General features: G+C 72.0%; 23 protein-coding genes. 14 read left to right on the top strand and 9 right to left on the bottom strand.

The genetic code is table 11. The annotated features are described in order from the left end of the window. Positions 1-4: 4 nt before the first annotated feature. Positions 5-265, bottom strand: a complete 261-nt coding sequence (locus O7617_RS29940) for a hypothetical protein (protein ID WP_282259736.1) — start codon at positions 263-265, stop codon at positions 5-7. A 152-nt stretch (positions 266-417) separates the two neighbouring features. Next, complete coding sequence (locus tag O7617_RS29935) at positions 418-810, bottom strand: hypothetical protein (protein ID WP_282259734.1); 393 nt, start codon at positions 808-810, stop codon at positions 418-420. 140 nt (positions 811-950) lie between these two features. On the opposite strand from O7617_RS29935, the gene O7617_RS29930 reads away from it, so the two are divergent. Genes O7617_RS29930 through O7617_RS29920 form a run of 3 tightly spaced genes read left to right on the top strand, consistent with a single transcriptional unit; the run spans position 951 to position 4062 of the window. Further along, positions 951-3509 carry an ATP-dependent Clp protease ATP-binding subunit gene (locus tag O7617_RS29930; RefSeq protein ID WP_282259732.1) on the top strand — a complete coding sequence of 853 codons (2559 nt, stop codon included), beginning with the start codon at positions 951-953 and terminating at the stop codon, positions 3507-3509. Continuing rightward, a complete protein-coding gene (locus tag O7617_RS29925; RefSeq protein ID WP_282259730.1) occupies positions 3506-3712 on the top strand; it encodes a hypothetical protein in 207 nt (68 codons plus the stop codon). Before O7617_RS29930 ends, O7617_RS29925 begins: the two co-directional genes overlap by 4 nt. Beyond that, complete coding sequence (locus tag O7617_RS29920) at positions 3712-4062, top strand: DUF3140 domain-containing protein (protein WP_282259729.1); 351 nt, start codon at positions 3712-3714, stop codon at positions 4060-4062. Before O7617_RS29925 ends, O7617_RS29920 begins: the two co-directional genes overlap by 1 nt. A gap of 58 nt (positions 4063-4120) precedes the next feature. On the opposite strand, the gene O7617_RS29915 is transcribed toward O7617_RS29920, so the two are convergent. From O7617_RS29915 to O7617_RS29905, 3 genes are all read right to left on the bottom strand, one after another. Further along, entirely contained in the window at positions 4121-4366 is a 246-nt protein-coding gene (locus O7617_RS29915) for a hypothetical protein (protein WP_282259728.1), read from the bottom strand. 47 nt (positions 4367-4413) lie between these two features. Next, complete coding sequence (locus O7617_RS29910; RefSeq protein ID WP_282259726.1) at positions 4414-5394, bottom strand: LysR family transcriptional regulator; 981 nt, start codon at positions 5392-5394, stop codon at positions 4414-4416. 86 nt (positions 5395-5480) lie between these two features. Further along, complete coding sequence (locus tag O7617_RS29905; protein WP_282259724.1) at positions 5481-6089, bottom strand: hemerythrin domain-containing protein; 609 nt, start codon at positions 6087-6089, stop codon at positions 5481-5483. 184 nt (positions 6090-6273) lie between these two features. On the opposite strand from O7617_RS29905, the gene O7617_RS29900 reads away from it, so the two are divergent. Beyond that, positions 6274-7602, top strand: coding sequence for a M20/M25/M40 family metallo-hydrolase (locus tag O7617_RS29900; protein ID WP_282259723.1), 1329 nt, complete (start codon positions 6274-6276; stop codon positions 7600-7602). A gap of 58 nt (positions 7603-7660) precedes the next feature. Beyond that, complete coding sequence (locus O7617_RS29895) at positions 7661-8323, top strand: hypothetical protein (protein WP_141909300.1); 663 nt, start codon at positions 7661-7663, stop codon at positions 8321-8323. Positions 8324-8464: 141 nt separating this feature from the next. On the opposite strand, the gene O7617_RS29890 is transcribed toward O7617_RS29895, so the two are convergent. After that, complete coding sequence (locus tag O7617_RS29890) at positions 8465-8656, bottom strand: DUF5703 family protein (protein WP_088989720.1); 192 nt, start codon at positions 8654-8656, stop codon at positions 8465-8467. 111 nt (positions 8657-8767) lie between these two features. On the opposite strand from O7617_RS29890, the gene O7617_RS29885 reads away from it, so the two are divergent. Then, positions 8768-9184, top strand: a complete 417-nt coding sequence (locus O7617_RS29885) for a hypothetical protein (RefSeq protein ID WP_282259719.1) — start codon at positions 8768-8770, stop codon at positions 9182-9184. Positions 9185-9197: 13 nt separating this feature from the next. Beyond that, entirely contained in the window at positions 9198-10103 is a 906-nt protein-coding gene (locus O7617_RS29880; RefSeq protein ID WP_282259717.1) for a hypothetical protein, read from the top strand. A 25-nt stretch (positions 10104-10128) separates the two neighbouring features. On the opposite strand, the gene O7617_RS29875 is transcribed toward O7617_RS29880, so the two are convergent. Then, complete coding sequence (locus tag O7617_RS29875; protein WP_282259715.1) at positions 10129-11100, bottom strand: aldo/keto reductase; 972 nt, start codon at positions 11098-11100, stop codon at positions 10129-10131. A 186-nt stretch (positions 11101-11286) separates the two neighbouring features. Between O7617_RS29875 and O7617_RS29870 the strand changes: the two genes are divergently transcribed. The 6 genes from O7617_RS29870 to mshC all read left to right on the top strand — a co-directional run bounded on the left by O7617_RS29870 (position 11287) and on the right by mshC (position 16844). Then, entirely contained in the window at positions 11287-12339 is a 1053-nt protein-coding gene (locus O7617_RS29870) for an LLM class F420-dependent oxidoreductase (RefSeq protein ID WP_282259713.1), read from the top strand. Further along, positions 12336-13172, top strand: coding sequence for an undecaprenyl-diphosphate phosphatase (locus tag O7617_RS29865; RefSeq protein ID WP_282259712.1), 837 nt, complete (start codon positions 12336-12338; stop codon positions 13170-13172). Before O7617_RS29870 ends, O7617_RS29865 begins: the two co-directional genes overlap by 4 nt. A gap of 69 nt (positions 13173-13241) precedes the next feature. Next, positions 13242-13955, top strand: coding sequence for an MSMEG_4193 family putative phosphomutase (locus O7617_RS29860; protein ID WP_282259710.1), 714 nt, complete (start codon positions 13242-13244; stop codon positions 13953-13955). Between the two features lie 184 nt (positions 13956-14139). Beyond that, complete coding sequence (locus tag O7617_RS29855; protein ID WP_282259709.1) at positions 14140-14724, top strand: DUF3090 domain-containing protein; 585 nt, start codon at positions 14140-14142, stop codon at positions 14722-14724. After that, on the top strand, positions 14721-15539 hold the full coding sequence (locus O7617_RS29850) for an SCO1664 family protein (RefSeq protein WP_282259707.1): 819 nt from the start codon (positions 14721-14723) through the stop codon (positions 15537-15539). The genes O7617_RS29855 and O7617_RS29850 overlap by 4 nt, the downstream gene beginning before the upstream one ends. A 66-nt stretch (positions 15540-15605) precedes the next feature. Further along, entirely contained in the window at positions 15606-16844 is a 1239-nt protein-coding gene (gene mshC / locus O7617_RS29845; RefSeq protein WP_282259705.1) for a cysteine--1-D-myo-inosityl 2-amino-2-deoxy-alpha-D-glucopyranoside ligase, read from the top strand. A 527-nt stretch (positions 16845-17371) separates the two neighbouring features. Here the strand turns inward: mshC and O7617_RS29840 are convergent. Both O7617_RS29840 and O7617_RS29835 read right to left on the bottom strand, forming a co-directional pair. Further along, the gene (locus tag O7617_RS29840) at positions 17372-18163 is read right to left on the bottom strand and encodes a GntR family transcriptional regulator (RefSeq protein WP_282259703.1); all 792 of its coding nucleotides are present in this window, start codon (positions 18161-18163) and stop codon (positions 17372-17374) included. Positions 18164-18286: 123 nt separating this feature from the next. Continuing rightward, entirely contained in the window at positions 18287-19156 is an 870-nt protein-coding gene (locus O7617_RS29835; RefSeq protein ID WP_282259701.1) for a PAC2 family protein, read from the bottom strand. A gap of 261 nt (positions 19157-19417) precedes the next feature. On the opposite strand from O7617_RS29835, the gene metH reads away from it, so the two are divergent. After that, positions 19418-22933, top strand: coding sequence for a methionine synthase (gene metH / locus O7617_RS29830; protein ID WP_282259699.1), 3516 nt, complete (start codon positions 19418-19420; stop codon positions 22931-22933). Positions 22934-23045 lie beyond the last annotated feature (112 nt).

The raw sequence follows: 23045 nt of genomic DNA, 5'->3' as shown, positions 1-23045 counted from the left end.
GCGCCTACAGGGTGGCGACGTAGAGCTGCGCCTGCTCCACCGCGACAAGTGTCGCGGCGAGACACTCCTCCAGCTCCTGGCCGGCCTGTGTCAGCGAGGCCTGGGCCGCCTCGACCGTCTCGTGCCCGCTGCCCTCCAGGGCCCCGGCGAGGGTCTGCTGCGCCTCGGACAGTTTCTCGCCGGCCGCCTGCACGGCTGTCTGCCCGTCCCCGATCTGTTGGAGGGCGACATCGATGGCAGCCTTCAACTCGGCGACGCTCGCCACGGCGGAACCTCCTGGGGGCGGGGAGATCTCCATTAGAGCCTATCGGCGGTTCCGAAAGAACATCCGCCCTGTCGGTGTTCCTGCCCGCCTGTCCGGAAGGCGCCCGGAAGTGCCGGGAGTCCGTTCTGTGGGAGTCCCAGTGCGAGAACTTCTCAGTTGTTGGGCGGGGTCTCGCGTAACCAGCGCGGGCCGTACACCTCGGCACCTAGCGCTGTTACCCGCCCGCGCAACTCCCGGTCGGCGGTGACCACCAGCCGACGGCGCTGCGGCGCGTCGGCCACCAGCTCGACGACCGTGTCGTCGCCGGACCCGGCGGCGGAGACGACCCGGACGCCCTCGGTGCCGGGCACGTCCCGCGCGGCCCCCTCGACCACCAGCACCACCTCCACCGGGGCGGGCAGTCGGGCCGGCAACCCGACGGTCGCCACCGGGGCGAGCGAGTCGCGCAACCGGGCCGCCGCACCGGCGCGGTCCCGCCACCACCCGTTCGGGCGGGAGCCCACCACGTTGGCGCCGTCCACGATCAACAGCGGTGTCTCGTTCATCCCACCAGACTGCCACCATCGGCCCGCCCCGGCCGGACGCCACACCCGGGACGCCGCCGCGCCGCCACCTGCGGCGTTTGTCGGGGCGCGCGTCGGGTAGCCCCTGCCGACCGTGCCGCGCCCGACTGCGGAGGACAGACATGATGGGACCCGGTGACATCGGCTCCGACCCGTGGGACGAATTCCTGGCCCGGTACTTCGGCCGGGGCGAGGGAGGACGCCGACCGCCGCACCGGGTCGACATCACCCGACTGATGACGGCCGACGCCCGGGAGATGTTGGCCGACGCGGCCCGGCGGGCCGCCCAACGCCAGAGCAGCGACCTGGACACCGACCACCTGCTCTGGGCGGCGCTGCAACGCGAGCCCCTGCGCGACCTGGTCCGCCGGGCCGGCGCGGACCCGGACACCCTGCTCAACGCCCTCGGTGGCAAGGGTGACGGCGCGCCGCGGGGGGAGGTGCCCCCGAACCTGTCGCTGACCCCGGCCGCCAAGCGGGCGCTGCTCGACGCCCACCAGCTCTCCCGGGCGATGGGGGCCAACTACATCGGCCCGGAACACATCCTGATGGCGCTGCCGCTCAACCCGGAGTCGCCGGCCGGGCGGATGCTGGCCGCCGGTCGGATCCAACCCGAGTCGTTGCAGGCCGCCAACGCCGAGCGCGGGCCGATGACCGGCCCGAAACCGGATCGTGGCACCCCGACCCTGGACCAGTACGGGCAGGACCTCACCGACCTGGCCCGCAACGACCAGATCGACCCGGTGATCGGACGGGCCGACGAGATCGAGCAGGCTGTGGAGATCCTGTCCCGGCGTACCAAGAACAACCCGGTGCTGATCGGTGAGGCCGGGGTCGGCAAGACCGCCATCGTCGAGGGGCTGGCCGAACGGATCTGCGACGGCGACGTCCCGCAGACCCTGCTCGGCAAGCGGGTGGTCCAGCTCGACCTCGCCGGTCTGGTCGCCGGCACCCGCTACCGGGGTGACTTCGAGGAGCGGTTGAAGAAGGTGATCGACGAGATCCGGGCGCACCGCGACGAGCTGATCATCTTCCTGGACGAGATCCACACCCTGGTCGGCGCGGGCGGCGCCGGCAGCGAGGGCGGGATGGACGCGTCCAACATGCTCAAACCCGCCCTCGCCCGCGGCGAGCTGCGGGTGATCGGCGCGACGACGCTCGACGAGTACCGCAAGAGCATCGAGAAGGACGCCGCCCTGGCCCGGCGTTTCCAGCCGGTGCTGGTGCCCGAGCCCAGCGTCGACGACACCATCGCCATCCTGCGCGGCCTGCGCGACAGGTACGAGGCGCACCACCAGGTGCGCTTCACCGACGAGGCGTTGGTCGCCGCCGCCGAGCTGTCCGACCGGTACGTCACCGACCGGTTCCTCCCCGACAAGGCCATCGACCTCATCGACCAGGCCGGCGCGCGGGTGCGGCTGCGCACCCGGACCCCGGCCTCCGACGTGCGTGAGCTGGAACAGGAACTCGACGAGGTACGCCGGGACAAGGAGCAGGCCGTCACCGACGAGCAGTACGAGCGGGCCTCCGCGCTGCGCGACCGGATCGCCGAGCTGGAACAGCAGATCCGCCGGGCCAACGGCGAGGACGGGATGTCCTCCTCGCAGGTGCCGGAGGTGGGTCCGCAGGAGATCGCCGAGGTGGTCTCCCGGGCCACCGGCATCCCGGTCAGCCAACTCACCGAGGAGGAACGGGATCGGCTGCTGCGCCTGGAGGGGCACCTGCACCAGAAGGTCGTCGGCCAGGACGACGCCGTCACCGCCGTCGCCGAGGCCGTCCGCCGGTCCCGGGCCGGGTTGGCCGACCCGGACCGGCCGATGGGCAGTTTCCTGTTCCTCGGCCCGACGGGTGTGGGCAAGACCGAGCTGGCCCGCGCCCTGGCCGAGGCGCTGTTCGGCGAGGCGGACCGGATGGTCCGGGTGGACATGAGCGAGTTCCAGGAGCGGCACACGGTCAGTCGCCTGGTCGGGGCCCCGCCCGGGTACGTCGGCTACGAGGAGGCCGGTCAGCTCACCGAGGCGGTCCGCCGCCGCCCGTACGCGGTGGTGCTGCTCGACGAGATCGAGAAGGCCCACCCGGACGTGTTCAACATCCTGCTGCAGGTGCTCGACGACGGGCGGCTGACCGACAGTCAGGGTCGTACGGTGAACTTCAAGAACACCGTCCTGATCATGACGAGCAACCTCGGTTCCGAATTGATCACCGGTGCCCAGCGCGCGGTCGGCTTCGGCGCCGGCGACGTGGGCAGCGAGCAGGAGAACGACGAGCTGCGTGAGCGGCTGATGCGCCGCCTCCAGGAGAACTTCCGCCCGGAGTTCCTCAACCGCATCGACGAGGTGATCATCTTCCGTCGGCTGGAGGCCGAGCAGCTGCGCGACATCACCGCGCTGCTGCTGGAGGAGACCCGCCGCCGCATGCACGCCCAGGACCTCCAGGTGGAGTTCACCACCGCCGGCATCGACTGGCTCGCCGAGCACGGCTACCAGCCGGAGTTCGGCGCCCGCCCGCTGCGCCGGGTGATCCAGCGGGAGGTGGACAACCACCTGTCCCGGATGCTGCTGGAATCGGCGATCTCCCCGGGTCAGAAGGTCACTGTGGACGTGCGCGACGGCGCGCTCACCTTCGACGTGGGCGCCGGGGAGCGCGGGTACACCCCGGCCACGACCACACACCCACGATGAGCGGGCCGGCACGACGGGACGAGCACGAGGACCCGCGCGAGCCCGCGACACCCCGGGACGAGGACGAGCACCCCGACCCGATCCTGGCGCCGCCCACCGCGAACCCCCGCAGGACGCGGGTGCCCGCCGAGGGCCTGCATCCGAAGACCGACCAGGAGGACGACCCGGAGACGTCCGGGGACCGCCGGCGAGAGGAGACCTGATGGTACGCGAAGCGCGGCTCGACCCCGAGGTGGAAGTGCTCTGGGAGGACTTCCACGCCGAGGTGAACGTCCCGTCGGAGCAGCTACGCACCTGGCTGCTGACCCGGGGTTCCGGTGAGGAGTCGTTCAGCCCGAACCCGGACCTCGACCTGCCCCAGCCGGGACGGGAGATCCTCAAGGTGCTGAACAAGCGCAAGGTCGACCTCACCCCGGAGGACATCGAGGTCATGCGGGAGGCGGTGGAGCGGATCCGCGAGCTGATGGACGCCAAGCCGTCCCGCGGCAACGCCGACGACGGCTGGCGGCACTCGCTGCTCGACCTGGGACACGATCCGCTCGTCGAACGCTGACCGGTACACCGCTCGACGGTGCCGTCCCGCCCCGGGACGGCGCCGTCGACGTGTGCGGCTACTGGCCCTGGTCGGGCTCCAGGCTGCCGATCGTCAGTCCGGCGGCGTCGGCCGCCGCGTCCCGGTCACCGCGGGTCTGGTCCTCCCGCGTGAGCAGGTTCGCGTACTCGGCGACGTCGGCCGGGTCGGGCACGGTCGGCAGGCGGCGCAGGAACGCCTCCACCTCGCGGGTGGCGGCGGTGTGCGCGGCGGCCGCCTGGCGCAGCAGTTCGCGGTCGTCGGCGGGCGGGTAGAGGTCCGTCATGTCCGCCAGATACCCGGCCAACGGCGGTTCGCACCCCCACCTCCCGCTCAGACCGGCCGGATCCCGCTGGGCTGCCGCACCCCGAACCCCGGGTTGCTCAGCAGCCAGGCCAGGTACGCCGGATGCGGGGCCAACGAGTCGACGTACGCCGCCTTGGCCGTCTCCACCACCACCTCGGCGGCCTGGGCGGCGGGGGAGTCCGGATGCCAGCCGAGCAGGAGCCGCCAGCGCAGCGGGATCCCGGCGAGCCGGCGGGTCACCAACCCGGCCACCGGACGGAACGTCGCTTGGCACAACGCCACCGCCACACCGGCGTCCACCAGGTCGATGCAGCCGCGGATGTCGGTCTCGTACACCTTGCGGGGGGTGAAGCCGGCGCGGGCGCACGCGGCGGCGAAGCAGTCGCCGAAGCAGCCGTCGCCCGGCGCGGCCACCCACTGCTCGTGGCGCAGGTCCGTCAGGCGCACCTCGTCCTGGGCGGCCAGCGGGTGCGTCTCCGGCAGCAGCACCAGCACCGGGTCGACGGCCACCTCCTGCCAGCTCAACCCGAACCCGGCCGACGGGCTGGCGTCGCCGCACACACCGGTGAGCGCGAAGTCCAGTCGGCCGCCGGCCACCAACTGCGCCAACTCGTCCACCGACCAGGAGGCGAACGTGGTGATCTGGGCCGGCGGCTGCGCGGCCGCCAACCGGTGCACCAGCCGGCCCAGGATCGGGCTGTTCACCCCACCGAACCGGTAGCAGGTGGGTGCGCTGCCGGCCCCGGCCAACCGCGCCGCCTCGTCCTGCAACCCCTTCATCGCCGGCAGCAGCACCCGGGCCCGGGCCAGCACCAGCTCGCCGAGTGCGGTGGGCCGGGCACCACGCCGGTCCCGGTCGAACAACGGGCCGCCCAGGGTCCGCTCGATGCGTTGGAGCTGGGCGGTGAGGGCCGGCTGGGCCAGGCCGAGCGCCGAGGCCGCCTTCGTCACACTCCCCGTCTCCGCGATCGCGCAGACCACCCGCAGGTGACGCAGCTCCAGGTTCATAGGGTGACGGTAGGACTACGCGTCAGCCTGCGGAATAGCCTGAGCGGATCGGTGATAATGAATGCACTGACGAGGGGGTGCCGCGCTCAGTCGCGAGGTGGCTCCGGCAGGTCCGCCAGGTAGGTCGGCCGCCTGGTCACCGCGTCGAGCACCTTGTCCACCACCCCCACCGCGGGCTCCACGATCCGGTTCCACGGAGGGGTCGCCGGAGTGCTCGGGTGCGGGCGGGTCGGCGCGGCCTCCTCGGCGATCTCCAACCGGTTGCCCAGGCGGATCAGCTCCTCCTCGGTCGCGACCGCCCGCAGCTCGGTGACGAGCGCGCCCACCCCCTCGACGTGCTGGCGAACCCGCCCGGCGACGTCGGTCAGCGCCTCGGCGGTCAAGCCCTTGAGCGCGTTCAGCAGGCCGGCGTCGGCGGCGATCTCGGCGTCCACCCGCTCACCGGCGGCCGGCAGCGCGACGCGTACCGCCGGCAACAGGTACTGCTCCTCGGCGGACAGGTGCCGCGACAGCGCGGCGGTGAGCACCGCCAGCGCCTCCTGCGGTGTGGCGTCCGGGCCGGTCAACTGCTCCACCAGCGACAGCAGTTGCCGATGCTCCTGGTCGACGATGTCGGCGATGCTGCGACCGGCGGGCCGGTAGCCCTCCTCGGGTGCGGGCGTGGGCGGCAGCGGCGGCAGGGGAACGGCGGACATGGTGCCCTCCTCGACTGGCGGGCGGAAGCTCCGGCAGGGGGACGTTCGGTCGTGGGCGGCGGTACCCGAACCCGGTCACGGCGAAACCGACCCGTCGATGTGTCGACGCGCGCGCACCGGCGCGCCGGTCCGTCCGCGCCGGTGCGCCGGTCCGTCGGCCACCTCGGGCTGGTATGAAGAGGCGATGACGAGCGACGCCGCCTCCGCCCGACCCGACCCCAGCGCAGAGGTCGTGGACCTCTGCCGCGACCTGCTGCGCATCGACACCACCAACACCGGGGACAACGACACCAGCGTCGGTGAGCGCCGCGCGGCCGAGTACGTGGCGGAGAAGCTCGCCGAGGTGGGTGTCGAGTCCGTCCTGCACGAGTCCGCCCCGGGCCGGGCGAATGTGGTGGCCCGCATCCCCGGCACCGACCCGAGCCGGGGCGCGCTGCTGGTGCACGGCCACCTGGACGTGGTGCCCGCCGACGCCGATGAGTGGTCGGTGCACCCGCTCTCCGGCGAGCTGCGCGACGGCTACCTGTGGGGTCGCGGCGCGATCGACATGAAGGACTTCGACGCGATGGTGCTGGCCGTGGTGCGGCACTGGCAGCGCACCGGCGTACGACCGCCGCGCGACATCGTGCTCGCGTACACCGCCGACGAGGAGGCGGGCAGCGACTACGGCGCGCGTTTCCTGGTGGACGAACACCGGGGTCTGTTCGACGGCTGCACCGAGGCGATCGGCGAGGTCGGCGGCTTCTCCTACTCGGTCAACGACAGCCAGCGGCTCTACCTCATCGAGACCGCCGAGAAGGGCATCGACTGGCTGCGGCTGCACGCCAAGGGCCGCCCCGGGCACGGCTCGATGGTGCACGACGACAACGCGGTCACCGCGCTCGCCGAGGCGGTCGCCCGGATCGGCCGGCACCGCTTCCCGGTGGTGGTCACCGACACCGTACGGGCCTTCCTGACCGAGGTCTCCGACCTGCTCGGCATCGAGCTGGACCCGGACGACCCGGAGGCGGCCATCGCCAAGCTCGGCCCGATCGCCAACCTGATCGGCGCGACCATCCGCAACACCGCCAACCCGACCCGGTTGAGCGCCGGCTACAAGGACAACGTCATCCCCGGCCGGGCCACCGCCACCATCGACTGCCGCAGCCTGCCCGGCCAGTCCGAGCTGCTGGAGCGGCAGTTGCGCGAGCTGGTCGGCCCGGACATCGCGATCGAGTACGTCCAGCGGCAGCCGGCCCTGGAGACCACCTTCGACGGTGACCTGGTCGAGGCCATGTCGGCGGCCCTGCGCGCGGAGGACCCGGGGGCGCGCCCGGTCCCGTACATGCTCTCCGGCGGCACCGACGCCAAGGCGTTCTCCCAGCTCGGCATCCGCTGCTTCGGGTTCGCCCCGCTCCGGCTGCCCGCCGACCTGAACTTCTCGGCGTTGTTCCACGGCATCGACGAGCGCGTTCCGGTCGACGGACTACAGTTCGGCGTGCGGGTGCTCGACCGGTTCCTGCGTACCTGCTAGCCGTGTCCGGCACTTGCCGTCGGCGCGCAACCTCCCCATCGTGAAGGGACAGCCCCACATGACCGACCAGCACGGTGAGCTGGACGCCGCTCTCGAGCGCGTGATCGAAGCGGCCCGCCACCACCTCGCCGCCGTACGCGCCGCCCAGGGCCGCGTCGACGACGACGACGTCTGGCAGGCGTACGTGGCGTTGAACAACGCCTCCTTCGCGTACGACGAGCGCCTGCTCGACGCCTTCGGCGAGGTGACGCCGTGGGATGTCGACTCGATCGACCCGGACGAGGCCGACGAACGCTTCGGTGGCGTCGACGGGGCCGAGGCCAGCGACCCGCACCCCCGGGTGATCTCGGTGCGTCAGCGCCGCGACTACCGGGTGCCGAGTGTCGCCGCGCTGCTGCGCGTGGCCGAGGCGGCCCGGCGCGAGGGGACCCCGGAGGACGACGAGCCGGCGCCGGTGGAGGGCGTCGGCGAGGCGGTGCTGGAGCTGCTGCAGAGCGGCGACGGCTCGCTCGGCGCGTTGGACGTCCCGGAGCTGGAACCGCTCGACGGGGTGGTCATGGTCAGCGAGGTCGGCACCCCTGTCGACCTGGAGTCGTTCGACGACGACGACGCGGTGGGCCCGTTCCAGCCGGCGGCCGACGACCGGCTGGTGGGTCGGCTCGACGAGCACCCGTTCCTGGAGCTCGACGACGACCACGACCACGCCGGGCACCAGCACTAGACGAGTACGTCCGCATCCGGCAGAGGGCTGCGCTCGTCGTCCCCTCTGGCCGGCCTGCCCTGTCGAGGTGCCGGTGAGCGATATACCTCAGAGGTATGAATATGACTCTGAGGTATATCGCTCCGGGCCGTAACGGCCCGTTCAGTACGACAGGCCCGGCTGCGGCTGGTTGACCAGTCGACGGCGCAGCACCACCTGCCGCGTGCCGTCGCGGTACAGCCGCACCCGGGCCAGCTCCCATCCGGAGAACTCCGCCTGGATCGCCAACTGCGCCGCGGCGGTCAACCGGTCGACGTTCGGCGGCAACCGCAGCGGCGCGTATTCGTAGTCCATGCCATCCATGCTGCCCAGCCCAGCGGCCATTCGCCACCCCCTCCGGGGTGACCGACGCCGCCCAGAAGCCCGTCCCACCCAGCACCGCGCCGATCATGGACCTCTGGTGACATGCAGAAGGCGCTGCGCACCGGCAGGAAGTACGCCGACAAGCGCCGCGCCGCCGGCAAGCTCGACAAGTGGCACCACAAGGTCCTCGACCCGTCCAAGGGCACCTACAAGCTGGGCAAGTCCGGTTCGCCGTTCGACATGGGCGTCCTCGACCGGGCCGCCGCGCTGCGGACACACGGCGTCGCCGACGGTGCCCGGGTGATCGCCCGGGACTGGGCGACCAACCTGCCGTGGAACGTGCCGAACTCGGTCGTGCACGGCGTCACCTGGGGAACGGTCGCGTTGACCAGTGGTCTCTCCGTCCCCGGCGGGGAGCAGGTCGGCGACCAGATCGACCAGGCGGTGCAGGGTGGCGCGGACTGGATCGACCAGAATGTCTTCGGGCAACCGCCCGCGGGTCAGCCCGCGGGCCGCTAGGGAGGCGACGGTGATGTCAGGGGAGAGGGGTCGGTTCGGCCGGTTCACCGACGCGGTGCTCGGCGGCGCGCGGGCCGCCCGGGACAAGGCGCGCGAGCTGCGCGACGAGTTCCGCACCAGCGACGAGCCCGAACGCGCCCTGGTGGCGCCGCTGCTGGCCGGGCAGGACCTCCGCTACGTGGGGCTGGGGCCGGTGCGCCTGTCGCAGACCCACCAGGCCGGTCGGCAGCTCGCCGACGAGGTCGGCGCCGAACTGGCCGAGTCGATCGACCCGAAGGTGCTGTTCGGGCTGCTCAACATCGTCAACCCGGTGGTCTGGGTCGACGCGGTGCTGACGCCGGTGCGGATGGCCGCGGGCGTGCTGCTGCTTCCGGGCAAGGCCGGTGCCCTCGCCGCCGGGGTGGGGGAGTCGGTCGCGCCGGAGCGGGCCCTGCCCGAGCAGCCGACCCGGCGGGAGCCGATTCCGCTCACCGCGGAGCAGGAGGCGTTCCGGGCGCTGTTCCGGCTCAGCCTGTACCGGCCGCTGGCCGACCAGCTCGCCGAGATCGCCTACCGGCGTCGGTACGTCTTCAGTGGAGACCTCGCCACCATCGCGGGCAGTCTGCTGCTGTTCCTGGATCGCTACACCGGCACCCCGCTGGCGGTCACCGACACCCACCTGCACCTGCTGCGGATGGGCCCCCGCCCGGACGCCGACCGGCCCGACCGGCGCCAACCCCGGGTGCTGTGGAGCGTGCCGCGCGCCCGGGTGGCCCGGGTCGACTCCGAACGGGGCGCGAGCGGGTTGGTGCAGCTCACCTCCACCGTCTCCTTCGACGACGGTTCGTGGATCCGGCTCACCCAGCCCGCGCTGCGTGACGACCAGTCGCGTCTCCTCAGCGCGATCGGCGACCTCCCCGGTCGGCGTCCGGCGCCGTGACGCGGCCGGTAGGTCGGCCGGTGGGTCAGCTGTCGCGCTCGGGGTAGCCCACCGGCACCGCCGAGACGTCGTCCAGCGCGGTGGTGATCTCCTCGGGAAGTGTGATGCGTTCCACCTGGAGCGCGCCGAGCAGTTGCCCCACCGTCCGGGCGCCGAGGATCGGCGCGGTCACCCCCGGCCGGTCCCGGATCCAGGCCAACGCCACCTCCAGCGGCGACACCCCCAACCCACCTGCGGCGGTCGCCACCGCCTCCACGATGCTGGAGCAGCGCGGCTCCAGGTACGTCGCGACGAATCGTTCGAAGTGCGGCGACGCGGCCCGGGAGTCGGCCGGACGGCCGTGCCGGTACTTGCCGGTCAGCACCCCCCGACCCAGCGGGGACCAGGGCAGCACGCCGAGGCCGAGCGCTTCGCACGCGGGCAGCACCTCCCGCTCCACGCCCCGTTCCAGCAGCGAGTACTCCACCTGGGCGGCGACCACCGGTGCCCGGCCCGGCCAGGCGGTCTGCCAGGCGGCGGCCCGCGCGGTCTGCCAGCCGGAGAAGTTCGACACACCGACGTAGCGGACCTTGCCGCTGGCCACCGCGTGGTCGAGCGCGGCCAGGGTCTCCTCCAGGGGGGTGTCCGGGTCGTACCCGTGCACCTGGAACAGGTCGACGTGGTCGGTGCCGAGCCGGCGCAGCGACGCGTCCAACGTCCGCAGCAGGTGCCCCCGGGAGCCGTCGCGGCGTCGGCCGTTGCCCGGCCGCAACCCGGCCTTGGTGGCGATCAGCAGCTCCTCGCGGGGCACCAGGGAGCCCAGCAGCGAGCCGATCACCGACTCGGCGTCGCCGTCGCCGTACACGTCGGCGGTGTCGATCAGGTTGCCGCCCGCGTCCAGGTAACTCTTCAGCTGGGCGGCCGCATCGTCGGCGTCGGTGTCCCGGCCCCAGGTCATGGTGCCGAGCGCGAGCCGGGAAACCGCCAGCCCGCTTCGGCCGAGCGGTCGCTGTTGCATGGGTGAACCTTATTTCGAACCTGCCGCCACGGATATCCTCGCTCCCGTATCTCTGCCGGTTCTGCCGGTTCCGCCGCTCGGGGCTGTCCCGATGGAGGGGGGACCAAAGGGGTCGAGCCGGTGATCGACTCCGTTATCGGCATTGCGTAACCTGGTGCGACCTGTGCCACGGATGGGGGAGGACCAGTGCGACTCGGGCTCAGTCTTGGATACCAGACAGCGTGGAGCACACCTGCCGACCACCTGGCCCTGGCGCAGGAGGCGGACCGGCTGGGCTACTCGGTGGTGTGGGCGGCGGAGGCGTACGGTTCCGACTCGCCCAGCATGCTGGCCTGGATGGCCGGCCAGACCGAACGGATCGACGTCGGTGCCGCGGTGATGCAGATCCCGGCCCGTACGCCGGCGGCCACCGCGATGACCGCCGCCACCATCGACGCGCTCTCCGGTGGTCGGTTCCGCCTCGGCCTGGGCGTCTCCGGCCCGCAGGTCTCCGAGGGGTGGCACGGGGTGCGTTTCGCCAAGCCCCTGGCCCGGACCCGCGAGTTCGTCGACATCGTGAAGCTGGCCGTCGCCCGCAAGGAGGTGGCGTACGACGGCGAGCACTACACGCTGCCGTTGCCGGACGGCCCCGGTAAGGCCCTGCGGCTGGGCTTCCACCCACCCCGCGAGCACATACCGATCTACCTGGCCGCGGTCGGCCCGAAGAACCTGGAGCTGGCCGGCGAGATCGCCGACGGCTGGCTGGCGGTGTTCTACGCCCCGGAGTTCGCCGAGGAGCAGCTCGCCTCGGTGCGCTCCGGGCGGGCCAAGGTCGGCAAGGAGCTGGCCGGGTTCGACGTGGTGCCGTCGGTGCCCGTCGTGATCGGTGACGACGTGGCGTCCTGCGCCGAGTTGGTGCGCTGGTACGCGGCCCTGTACGTGGGTGGCATGGGCAGCCGCCAGCAGAACTTCTACAACCAGCTCGCCACCCGGATGGGGTACGGCGACGCCGCCCGCGAGGTGCAGGACCTGTACCTGGCCAAGCGGCAGCGCGATGCCGCCGCCGCCGTACCGATGGAGTTCATCGACCGGACGTCGCTGCTCGGCCCGAAGGAGCGCGTCGCCGAGCGGATGCGGGAGTACGCCGCCGCCGGCGTCACCACGCTGTCGGTGACCCTGTTCGTGGCCGACCGGGAGAGCGGTGTGCAGACCCTGCGTACCGTCGCCGAGGCACTTGATCTTTCGGGAGTCGGCGAGTGACCTGGGTCGAGGCCATCGTCCTGGGCATCGTCCAGGGATTGACCGAGTTCCTTCCGGTCAGCTCGTCGGGGCATCTGCGGATCACCTCGGCGATCTTCTTCGACCGCGACGCGGGCGCGTCCTTCACCGCGGTCACCCAGCTCGGCACCGAAGCGGCGGTGTTGATCTACTTCGCCAAGGACATCTGGCGGATCACCCGGACCTGGCTGGTCGGCATCCGGGACAAGTCCGTCCGGTCCAGCCTCGACTACCGGATGGGCTGGTACGTGATCGTCGGGTCCATCCCGATCGGTCTGTTCGGCTTCCTGTTCAAGGACCAGATCAAGACGGCCGGGCGCAACCTGTGGGTGGTGGCGACCACGCTGATCGTGTTCGCGTTCGTGCTGGCGTTCGCGGAGTACTGGGGGCGGCAGACCCGCACCCTGGAGAACTTCCGGATGAAGGACGGCATCGTGATGGGCTTCGCCCAGGCCATGGCGCTGGTCCCCGGGGTGTCCCGCTCCGGTGGCACGCTCACCGCCGGTCTGCTGCTCAACCTGACCCGGGAGGCGGCGGCACGGTACTCGTTCCTGCTGGCCATCCCGGCGGTGGTGATGTCCGGCGTGTTCAGCCTCGGTGACGTCTTCGAGCCGTCCGCCCCGGGCACGTCCGCGCCGTCGGTGGCCCAGATGGTCGTCGCCACGGTCATCGCCTTCGGCATCGGGTACGCGGCCATCGCCTGGCTGCTGCGCTATGTCGCCCACCACACCCTGTACGTCTTCGTGCTGTACCGGGTCGCGCTGGGCACCCTGGTCCTAGCCCTGCTGCTGACCGGCACGATCGACGCCACCTGACCCCACCCGTCGACGGCCCCCGGCTCGCCTTCGAGGTGGGCCGGAGGCCGCGGTGGGGGAGGCCCTAGGGTGGTCAGCGTGGCGACCCTTCTGCTTCTGCGACACGGCCGGACCACGGCGAACGCCGACGGCGGCCTGGCCGGCCGGCAACCGGTCGAGCTGGACGACACCGGGCGCGCCCAGGCCGTCGCGGTGGGCGAGCGGCTGCGGGCGGTGCCGCTGGCCGCCGTCGTGACGAGCCCGCTGATCCGCTGCCGGCAGACCCTGGAGCTGGCGCTGCCGCAGGCCACCCCGGTCGTCGAGGACGGGCTGATCGAGTGTGACTACGGCAGCTGGGAGGGGCAGCCGCTGAAGAAACTCGCCAAGGAGCCGCTCTGGCCGGTGGTGCAGCAGCGCCCCAGCGCGGCGGTCTTCCCCGACGGGGAGGCGATGGCGGCGATGTCCGCCCGGGCGGTCGCGGCGGTTCGGTCGTGGGACGCCCGGGTGAACGCCGAGCACGGCCCGGAGGCGGTGTGGTTGGCGTGCAGCCACGGTGATGTGATCAAGGCCATCGTGGCGGACGCGCTCGGCGTACACCTTGATCTTTTTCAGCGGGTGGTCGCCGACCCGGCGTCGGTGACCGCGATCCGGTTCACGCCGCTGCGCCCGTTCGTGCTCCGGCTCAACGACACCGGCGGTGACCTCTCCGCCCTGGTGCCGCCGCCGCGTAAGCGGCGTCGGCGGGCGTCCCGCGCTGCCGATTCGGACGCCGCGGTCGGCGGTGGGGCCGGTGCGGTCTCGTGACGACGCCGGTCGGCGGCCGCCCGGCCGCACCGTTCCCGCCCGGTCGGCGGTCGAGGCGCGCGCGGACCGGCGGCCGGGCCGCCACGCCCGGGTGTAGCAGCCGGTACGCCGGGCGCGCCGCCGCCGCGGCGATTCGGGTCGGTGGGGTGCGCGGTGCCGTGGCGGGCCGGATAGGGTCGTGGGTATGACCCACCAGGTGCACGCCTTCGAACCGCCGGAGCGGTTCGTCGCCGGGACTGTCGGCCCGCCGGGGGAGCGCGCCTTCTTCCTGCAGGCCCGTGGCGGCGGTCGGCTGGTCAGCGTCGCGCTGGAGAAGGTCCAGGTGTCCCTGCTCGCCGAGAAGCTGGAGGAGCTGCTGACCGAGGCGCAGCGCCGCTTCGGCGTGGACTTGCCCGACCCGGGGCCGGTGATCGGTGACAACGAGCCGTTGGACACGCCGGTCGACGAGGAGTTCCGGGTCGGCACCCTCGGTCTGGCCTTCGACGTGGACACCGCGACCGTGGTGATCGAGGCGATCGCCGTCGGCGAGGTGGAGCCCGAGGTCGAGCTGGGCGACGAGGACGACGAAGACGACGACGAGGACGAGGACGACGAGCCGGACGAGGACCTGGACCGGCTCCGGGTCCGGCTCACCCCGCAGGCGACCCGCCAGTTCATCGAGCGGGCCCGGCGAGTGGTCAACGCGGGTCGGCCGCCGTGCCCGCTCTGCGGCCAACCGTTGGACCCCGCCGGGCACCTCTGCCCGCGGCACAACGGTTACCACCGGTGACCTCGTCCGGCCTCCAGCCTCGCCAGGACGGTGACGCGGCGCTTCGGCTGCTCCGCGACGGCGCGCTCGACCTCGAAGGGCGGCTGGTCGACGCGTCGAACACGACGCTGCGCGGCATCCTGACCCTGGACGGGGTCACCGCCCGCTGCGTCTACAAGCCGGTGCGCGGCGAACGACCGCTCTGGGACTTCCCCGACGGCACCCTGGCCGGCCGGGAGGTCTCGGCGTACCTGGTCTCCGAGGCGACGGGGTGGGGCCTGGTGCCGCCCACCGTGCTCCGCGACGGGCCGTTCGGGCCCGGCTCCTGCCAGCTGTGGATCGACGAGCCGGAGGACGCCGAGGCGCTGGTCGGGTTCCTGCCCGCCGACGAGTTGCCGCCCCGGTGGTTCCCGATCGCCGCGGCCCGGGACGACGACGGCGCTCCGTACGTGTTGGCGCACGCCGAGGACCCGCGGCTGGCCCGACTCGCCGTCCTCGACGCGGTGATCAACAACGCGGACCGCAAGGGCGGTCACGTGCTCGTCGGCCCGGACGACCGGATCTACGGCGTCGACCACGGGGTGAGCTTCCACGTGGAGGAGAAGCTGCGGACGGTCCTCTGGGGTTGGGCCGGCAAGCAGCTTCCCCCGGACGCCCTGGAGATGCTCGACGGGCTCGCCGGGCAGGTCACCGGGGCGCTCGGCGAGGAGTTGGCCGAGCACCTGACGATCAGCGAGGTGACCGAGTTGGCCTCCCGGATCGACAGGTTGCGAGACGTCGGCCGCTTCCCGCAGCCGCCGGAGGACTGGCCGGCGATGCCCTGGCCACCCATGTAGGCCGCTGTCATCTTGATCACCCGCGGGGCGCTCCGGCGTCGCCGTCCGGCTGGTTAGGCTGATCCCATGGAGTCTTGGGCGGGACACGAGGTGCCACGGCTGCCGGGCACGGGCGAGCCGTTGGCGTTGTACGACTCGGCGCGGCAGGGCGTGCACCCGAGTGACCCGGCCGACGCGGCGAGCATGTACGTCTGCGGCATCACCCCGTACGACGCGACCCACCTCGGTCACGCCGCCACCATGATCACGTTCGACCTCGTGCAGCGGATGTGGCGCGACGCCGGGCGTCCGGTGCGCTACGTGCAGAACGTCACCGACATCGACGATCCGCTGCTGGAGCGGGCCACCCGCGACGGGGAGGACTGGGTGGTCCTCGCGATGCGGGAGACCGCGTTGTTCCGGGAGGACATGGAGGCGCTGCGGATCATTCCGCCGGAGCACTACGTGGGGGCCGTCGAGTCGATCCCGGACATCGCGGACAAGGTCGAGGTGCTGCTCAAGGACGGTGCCGCGTACCGGCTCGACGACGGCACCGGCGACGTCTACTTCGACATCTCCGCCACCGGCCGGTTCGGCTACGAGTCGAACCTGACCCGGGAGCAGATGCTGGAGATCTTCCCGGATCGCGGTGGCGACCCCGACCGGGCCGGCAAGCGTGACCCCCTGGACCCGCTGCTGTGGCGTGGGGCCCGCGAGGGCGAACCGTCCTGGCCGGGCGGGGAGCTGGGCCCGGGCCGCCCGGGGTGGCACATCGAGTGCGCGGTGATCGCCCTGAACCTGCTCGGCGACCGGATCGACGTGCAGGGCGGCGGCAACGACCTGCTGTTCCCGCACCACGAGGCGTCCGCCGCGCACGCCGAGCGACTCACCGGTCAGGCGCCGTTCGCCGAGCACTACGTGCACGCCGGGATGATCGGCCTGGACGGCGAGAAGATGTCCAAGTCCCGCGGCAACCTGGTCTTCGTGTCCCGGCTGCGCGCCGACAAGGTCGACCCGATGGCGATCCGGCTGGCGTTGATCTCCGGGCACTACCGCGGCGACCGCACCTGGACCGACGACCTGCTCACCGCCGCCCAGGAGCGCCTGGCCCGCTGGCGGCAGGCCGCCGCCGCGCCCGCCGGGCCGTCCGGTGCCGAGCTGCTCGCCGGGGTACGCGCCCGACTGGCCGACGACCTCGACACCCCCGGCGCCCTGGCGGTGGCGGACCACTGGGCCGAGGCGACCCTGGCCGGCACGACCGACGACCCCGAAGCCCCGGCCCTCTTCGCGAAGACGGTCGACGCCCTCCTGGGCATCCGCCTCTAGTCGCCTCTAGTCGTCAACCCCCGCCCCGCGCCGCCGTGTGCCCCGTGTCGTGGCCCGCACGATCGACTCAGGTTTCAGGAAGTCGCGGTATCCAGCACGCCTAGACCCCCCGATTTCCAGAAATCCGAGTCGATCACCCCGACATCCCGGTCGATCATGAGGTTGGCGGGCGGTTCGATCTCCGTCGGACCCGTCAACCTCATGATCGACGGAATGGGCGTGCCGGGACGCCTCCATCGGGTGCTTGATCCACTCCATGTCGCCGAGGTGAGGGCATCCCCGCACGGTGTCACCCCCACCTCGGCGATGTGGAGACGATCAAGGCCAGTCGGTGCCGACCGGCGGTCCACGAGGGCTGCCGCGCTCGACCGTGCGCCCGGACAGCAGGCTTCCGGCACCACCACCGGCACCGACGTCCACCCCGTCGGCGACCTCACCACCGCAGGCTGGGCCCTCGGCCACGCCACTTGAACGGCGCCGCGCGGGGCGCCGGGGACGGGGTGTATCGCGGGGCGTGGGTGGCGCGGTCAGCCGAGGACCAGGCCGGGGTCGGGTTCCGGGTCGGGGGTGGGGCCGGGGATCTTGTACTCCTCGGTGAGGGTGGTCATCGGGCCGGGCCAGGTGGCCTGGGACACCTCGATCGGCTTGCGGTGCGCGTCGTACGCGATGTGCAGCAGGTGCAGCACCGGGGTGTCCGGCCGGATCTGCAGGGTCTCGGCCTCCTCCCGGCTGGGCTGGCGGGCGCTGATCGTGTCGGTGGCCGAGACGTACCGCCGGCCGGTGACCTCCTCGGCCTCCTGGTAGAGGGGGCGGCCGAACGCCTCGGCGCGCTCCAACGAGGTGCCCGTGGTGTCACGGGGCAGGAACCAGGAGGCGCCTACCTCGACGGGGGAGTCGTCGGTGCGGACGAGGTGCCGGCGGCAGAGCAGGTTGGTGCCGTCGGAGACGCCGAACGCGTCGGCGACCTCGGCGGGCGCGGGGGAGAGGCCGACCGAGACGAGCTGCTGGCGGTACCGGGCGGCCAGGTCGGTGTGGTAGCCGCGGAAGCCGCCGTACCGGCCCCGGGAGAGCCGGTTGAGTCGGCGCCGGGTGCCCCGGACGTACGTACCGGAGCCGGGTTTGGTGATCAGGATGCCCTCGACCCGCAGCTGGTCGACGGCGCGTTGCACGGTCTGCTTGGCGACGCCGAACATCTCGGCGATGGCCGGGATGGACGGCAACCGCTCGCCCGGACCCCAGTCGCCCCGGCGGACCTGGGCCTTGAGCTGCGCGGCGATCTGTCGGTGCGGGAACTCGGCGGCCCCGGGATTGATCTGCACACCCGCCTCCTTGATCACATCTAGGTTCCTAGGATGCCTTAGAGGGTGTGACGGCGCCACCCCGGACACGCCAAAACGGGCCCCCGGACCACAAAAGGTCCGAGGGCCCGCAGCGTGGACGTGCTACCAGGAGCCGGCGGTGGGGCCGGCCGAACCGCCCCGTCGACGCAGGTACTTCTCGAACTCCTGGGCGATCTCGTCACCGGTCAACGGGGTGATGCCCTCGTCGCCGACCCGTTCCTCCAACTCGCGAACGTATTCGCCCAGCTCGGCGTCCTGCTCGGCGGCGCTGCGCACCCGCTGCTCCCACTCGGCGGACTCCTCGGCCAGGTCGGCCATCGGCACCGGCAGGTCGACGACCTCCTCGACCCGGTGCAGCAGGGCGAGGGTGGCCTTCGGGCAGGGCGGGTTGTTGGCGTAGTGCGGGACGTGCACCCAGAACGAGACGGCGTCCACCTCGGCGCGCGTGCAGGCGTCGTGCAGCACCCCGACGATGCCGGTCGGCCCGTCGTAGCGGGTGGGGGTGAGCTGGTAGCGCTCGGCGGCCTGCGCGTCGGAGGCGCTGCCGCTGATCGGCAACGGTCGCGTGTAGGGAACGTCGGCGAGCAACGCGCCGAGCAGCACCACCCGTTCCACCTCGAGGCTGTGGCAGATCTCCAGCACCTGCTCGCAGAACGTCCGCCAGCGCATGCTCGGCTCGATGCCGCGGATCAGCACCACGTCGCGGTCGGTGCCCTCCGGGCTGGCCACCATGAACCGGGTCGTCGGCCACTCCACCCGGCGGGTCTCGCCGTCGGCCATGGTGATGGTGGGCCGGCTGACCTGGAAGTCGTAGAAGTCCTCCGGGTCCAGCTCGGTGATCTGTCGGGCGTTCCAGACCTGCTCCAGGTGCTCCACCGCGGCGGTGGACGCGTCGGCGGCGTCGTTCCAGCCCTCGAAGGCGGCGATGGCCACCGGGGACCGCAGCACCGGCAGTCCGTCGAACTCGGTCACGCCGTCACCTCACCCTGCTCGTCGCGGTCGGCGCCGGGATCGCGCCCGGTCGTCGTACCGTGTGGCACAGTGGCGTCCCTGTTGTCCTTCACGTCCGCCAGCCTACGTGCCGGGCAGGGATGCGGCCCGTCGGCCGCGCCGGTCCACCGGACGGCGACCGGTCATACACGAACGAACCAGACAGCGTGATCCCGCTGACACAATATGGGATCGCGCGCCGAGGTTCGCTGGGTGCGGTGGGGACCGCACTAACCTGAACGGGTGCGGACTTCGTTGATGGATGTGCTGGCCGACCGGATTCTCATCGCCGACGGCGCGATGGGCACGATGCTGCAGGCCGCGGACCTCACGCTCGACGACTTCGACGGGCTCGAAGGGTGCAATGAGATCCTCAACGTCACCCGGCCGGACGTGGTGCGCGGCGTGCACGACGCCTACCTGGCCGCCGGTGCGGACTGCGTGGAGACCAACACGTTCGGCGCCAACCTGGCCAACCTCGCCGAGTACGACATCCCGCAGCGCATCCGCGAGTTGTCGGCGGCGGGCGCCCGGATCGCCCGGGAGGCCGCCGACGCGGCCAGCACCCCGCAGCGACCCCGGTTCGTCCTCGGTTCGATCGGGCCGGGCACCAAGCTGCCCACCCTCGGGCACGCCGACTACGCGACCCTGCGCGACGCGTACCAGGAGAACGCCGCCGGTCTGATCGAGGGCGGCGCGGACGCGTTGATCATCGAGACCTGCCAGGACCTGCTTCAGGTCAAGGCGGCCGTGGTCGGGTCGAAGCGGGCGATGGCCGAGCTGGGCCAGTCGGTGCCGATCATCTGTCACGTGGCCGTGGAGACGACCGGCACCATGCTGGTCGGCAGTGAGATCGGCGCGGCCCTGGCCGCCATCGAGCCGCTCGGCGTGGACCTGATCGGGCTCAACTGTTCGACGGGCCCGGCGGAGATGAGCGAGCACCTGCGCTACCTGTCGCAGCACTCCCGCATCCCGCTGTCGGTGATGCCGAACGCGGGTCTGCCGGTGCTGACCGCCGACGGGGCGTACTTCCCGCTGACCCCGGTGGAGTTGGCCGAGGCCCTGGAGCGGTTCGTCACCGACTACAGCGTCGGGTTGGTCGGCGGGTGCTGCGGCACCACGCCGGAGCACATCCGGGTGCTGTCGGAGCGGCTGCACGGCAGCGTCGCCCCGGCCCGCGAGGCCCGGCACGAGGCGGGTGTCTCCTCGGTCTACCACCCGGTGCCGTTCGCCCAGGACGCGTCGGTGTTGATGGTGGGGGAGCGGACCAACGCCAACGGGTCGAAGGCGTTCCGCGAGGCGATGCTCGCCGGCGACTGGCGGGCCTGTGTGGAGATCGCCCGCAGTCAGGCCCGCGACGGCTCGCACCTGCTCGACCTGTGCGTGGACTACGTGGGCCGCGACGGCACGCAGGACATGCGGGAGTTGGCGGGCCGGTTCGCCACCGCGTCCACGCTGCCGATCATGTTGGACTCCACCGAGCCCGCCGTGGTCGAGGCCGGGCTGGAGATGCTCGGCGGCCGGTGCGTGGTCAACTCGGTGAACTTCGAGGACGGCGACGGCCCCGACTCCCGGTACGCGCGGGTGATGCCGGTCGTCCGGGAGCACGGCGCGGCGGTGGTGGCGCTGCTCATCGACGAGGAGGGGCAGGCGCGGACGAAGGAGTGGAAGGTCCGGGTCGCGGCACGGCTGATCGACGACCTGACCGGCCGGTGGGGCATGGACCGCGCCGACATCCTGATCGACGCGTTGACCTTCCCGATCGCCACCGGCCAGGAGGAGACCCGCCGCGACGGTCTCGAGACGATCGAGGCGATCCGGGAGATCGCCCAGAGGTATCCGGGCGTCAACTTCACCCTGGGTATCTCGAACGTCTCCTTCGGTCTGAACCCGGCCGCCCGGCAGGTGCTCAACTCGGTGTTCCTGCACGAGTGCGAGCAGGCCGGCCTGACCTCGGCGATCGTGCACGCCAGCAAGATCCTGCCGATGTCGAAGATCCCCGAGGAGCAGCGCGAGGTCGCCCTGGACCTGGTCTACGACCGGCGTCGCGAGGGGTACGACCCGGTGCAGCGTTTCCTCGAACTCTTCGAGGGTGTGGACGTGACCAGCGCCCGGGCCAGCCGGGCGCAGGAGTTGGCGGCGTTGCCGCTGGACGAGCGGCTCAAGCGGCGGATCATCGACGGTGAGCGCAACGGCCTGGAGGCCGACCTGGACGACGCGATGGCGGGCGGCCGTTCGCCACTGTCGATCATCAACGACATCCTGCTGGACGGCATGAAGGTGGTCGGCGAGCTGTTCGGCTCCGGCCAGATGCAGTTGCCGTTCGTGCTCCAGTCCGCCGAGGTGATGAAGACCGCGGTGGCTTACCTGGAGCCGCACATGGAGACCTCGGAGGACGGCGGCAAGGGCCGCATCGTGCTCGCCACGGTGCGCGGCGACGTGCACGACATCGGCAAGAACCTGGTCGACATCATCCTGTCGAACAACGGCTACGAGGTGGTGAACATCGGCATCAAGCAGCCGATCAGCGCCATCCTCGACGCCGCCGAGCAGCACCGGGCCGACGCGATCGGCATGTCCGGGCTGCTGGTCAAGAGCACCGTCATCATGAAGGAGAATCTGGCCGAGATGGCCACGCGCGGGGTCGCGGAGCGCTGGCCCGTCCTGCTCGGCGGGGCGGCGTTGACCCGCGCGTACGTCGAGGACGACCTGCGGTCGATGTTCCCCGGTCAGGTGCACTACGCGCGGGACGCGTTCGAGGGCCTGTCCCTCATGGACAAGGTGATGACCGCCAAGCGCGGCGGCGCCCCGGTGATCGACCCGGAGCGGGAGGCCGCCCTCGCGGCCCGGCGCGCCCGCCGGGAACGGCAGCGCACGATGGTCACCGAGTCACTGCCGGAGCTGCACGACTCCTCGGTCCGCTCCGACGTGGCACTGGACGTGGAGGTGCCCACCCCGCCGTTCTTCGGCACCCGGGTGATCAAGGGCGTGCCGATGGCCGACTACGCGGCGCTGCTCGACGAGCGGGCCACGTTCCGCGGGCAGTGGGGGCTCAACGGCGCCCGGGGCGGCAACGGGCCCTCCTACGACGAGCTGGTGGAGACCGAGGGTCGGCCGCGTCTGCGGTACTGGCTGGACCGGCTGATCGCCGACCAGGTCCTTGAGGCAGCCGTGGTGTACGGCTACTTCCCGGCGTACTCCGAAGGCAATGACCTGGTGGTGCTCGACGAGAACGGGCACGCGGAGCGCGCCCGGTTCTCCTTCCCCCGCCAGCGGCAGGAGCGGCGGCTCTGCCTGGCGGACTTCTTCAAACCCAAGGGCGACCAGCTCGATGTGGTCGCGTTGCAACTGGTCACCGTCGGGCAACCCGTCAGCGAGTACGCGGCGAAGCTGTTCGCCCGCAACGAGTACCGCGACTACCTGGAGGTGCACGGGTTGTCGGTGCAGCTCACCGAGGCGCTCGCCGAGTACTGGCACCGGCGCGTGCGCGCCGAGCTGACCCTGCCCGACGGGCGTCCGCTGGGCCACGACGACCCGACCGATCTGGCCGGTCTGCTGCGCAACGACTACCGGGGCTGCCGGTACGCGTTCGGCTACCCGGCGTGCCCCGACCTGGAGGACCGGGCGAAGATCGTGGACCTGCTCGGCGCGGACCGGATCGGTGTCGAGCTGTCCGAGGAGTTCCAGCTCATGCCGGAGCAGGCCACCGACGCGATCGTGGTCCACCACCCGGAGGCCAGCTACTTCAACGCCAAGTAGCGGGTGCGGGTGCTCCGACCTGCGATCAGGTCGTCCGGAACGCCGCTGAACCATGTCGTGCCGTCTCCAGGCCGTCAACCGGTGGCCCGGCCGCCATTGATGGCCCGGGCAT

The sequence above is a fragment of the Micromonospora sp. WMMD1155 genome (genome assembly GCF_029581275.1).
In the GTDB taxonomy this organism is placed as follows: domain Bacteria; phylum Actinomycetota; class Actinomycetes; order Mycobacteriales; family Micromonosporaceae; genus Micromonospora.
Note: the sequence above shows the minus strand (reverse complement) of the source record. Positions and strands in the feature narration are given on the sequence as shown.

Excerpts from the sequence above, each read along its gene's own strand:
- O7617_RS29935 (WP_282259734.1), bottom strand. The coding sequence starts at position 810 with ATGAACGAGACACCGCTGTTGATCGTGGACGGCGCCAACGTGGTGGGC.
- O7617_RS29930 (WP_282259732.1), top strand. The coding sequence starts at position 951 with ATGATGGGACCCGGTGACATCGGCTCCGACCCGTGGGACGAATTCCTG.
- O7617_RS29925 (WP_282259730.1), top strand. The coding sequence starts at position 3,506 with ATGAGCGGGCCGGCACGACGGGACGAGCACGAGGACCCGCGCGAGCCC.
- O7617_RS29920 (WP_282259729.1), top strand. The coding sequence starts at position 3,712 with ATGGTACGCGAAGCGCGGCTCGACCCCGAGGTGGAAGTGCTCTGGGAG.
- O7617_RS29915 (WP_282259728.1), bottom strand. The coding sequence starts at position 4,366 with ATGACGGACCTCTACCCGCCCGCCGACGACCGCGAACTGCTGCGCCAG.
- O7617_RS29910 (WP_282259726.1), bottom strand. The coding sequence starts at position 5,394 with ATGAACCTGGAGCTGCGTCACCTGCGGGTGGTCTGCGCGATCGCGGAG.
- O7617_RS29905 (WP_282259724.1), bottom strand. The coding sequence starts at position 6,089 with ATGTCCGCCGTTCCCCTGCCGCCGCTGCCGCCCACGCCCGCACCCGAG.
- O7617_RS29900 (WP_282259723.1), top strand. The coding sequence starts at position 6,274 with ATGACGAGCGACGCCGCCTCCGCCCGACCCGACCCCAGCGCAGAGGTC.
- O7617_RS29895 (WP_141909300.1), top strand. The coding sequence starts at position 7,661 with ATGACCGACCAGCACGGTGAGCTGGACGCCGCTCTCGAGCGCGTGATC.
- O7617_RS29890 (WP_088989720.1), bottom strand. The coding sequence starts at position 8,656 with ATGGACTACGAATACGCGCCGCTGCGGTTGCCGCCGAACGTCGACCGG.
- O7617_RS29885 (WP_282259719.1), top strand. The coding sequence starts at position 8,768 with ATGCAGAAGGCGCTGCGCACCGGCAGGAAGTACGCCGACAAGCGCCGC.
- O7617_RS29880 (WP_282259717.1), top strand. The coding sequence starts at position 9,198 with ATGTCAGGGGAGAGGGGTCGGTTCGGCCGGTTCACCGACGCGGTGCTC.
- O7617_RS29875 (WP_282259715.1), bottom strand. The coding sequence starts at position 11,100 with ATGCAACAGCGACCGCTCGGCCGAAGCGGGCTGGCGGTTTCCCGGCTC.
- O7617_RS29855 (WP_282259709.1), top strand. The coding sequence starts at position 14,140 with ATGACCCACCAGGTGCACGCCTTCGAACCGCCGGAGCGGTTCGTCGCC.
- mshC (WP_282259705.1), top strand. The coding sequence starts at position 15,606 with ATGGAGTCTTGGGCGGGACACGAGGTGCCACGGCTGCCGGGCACGGGC.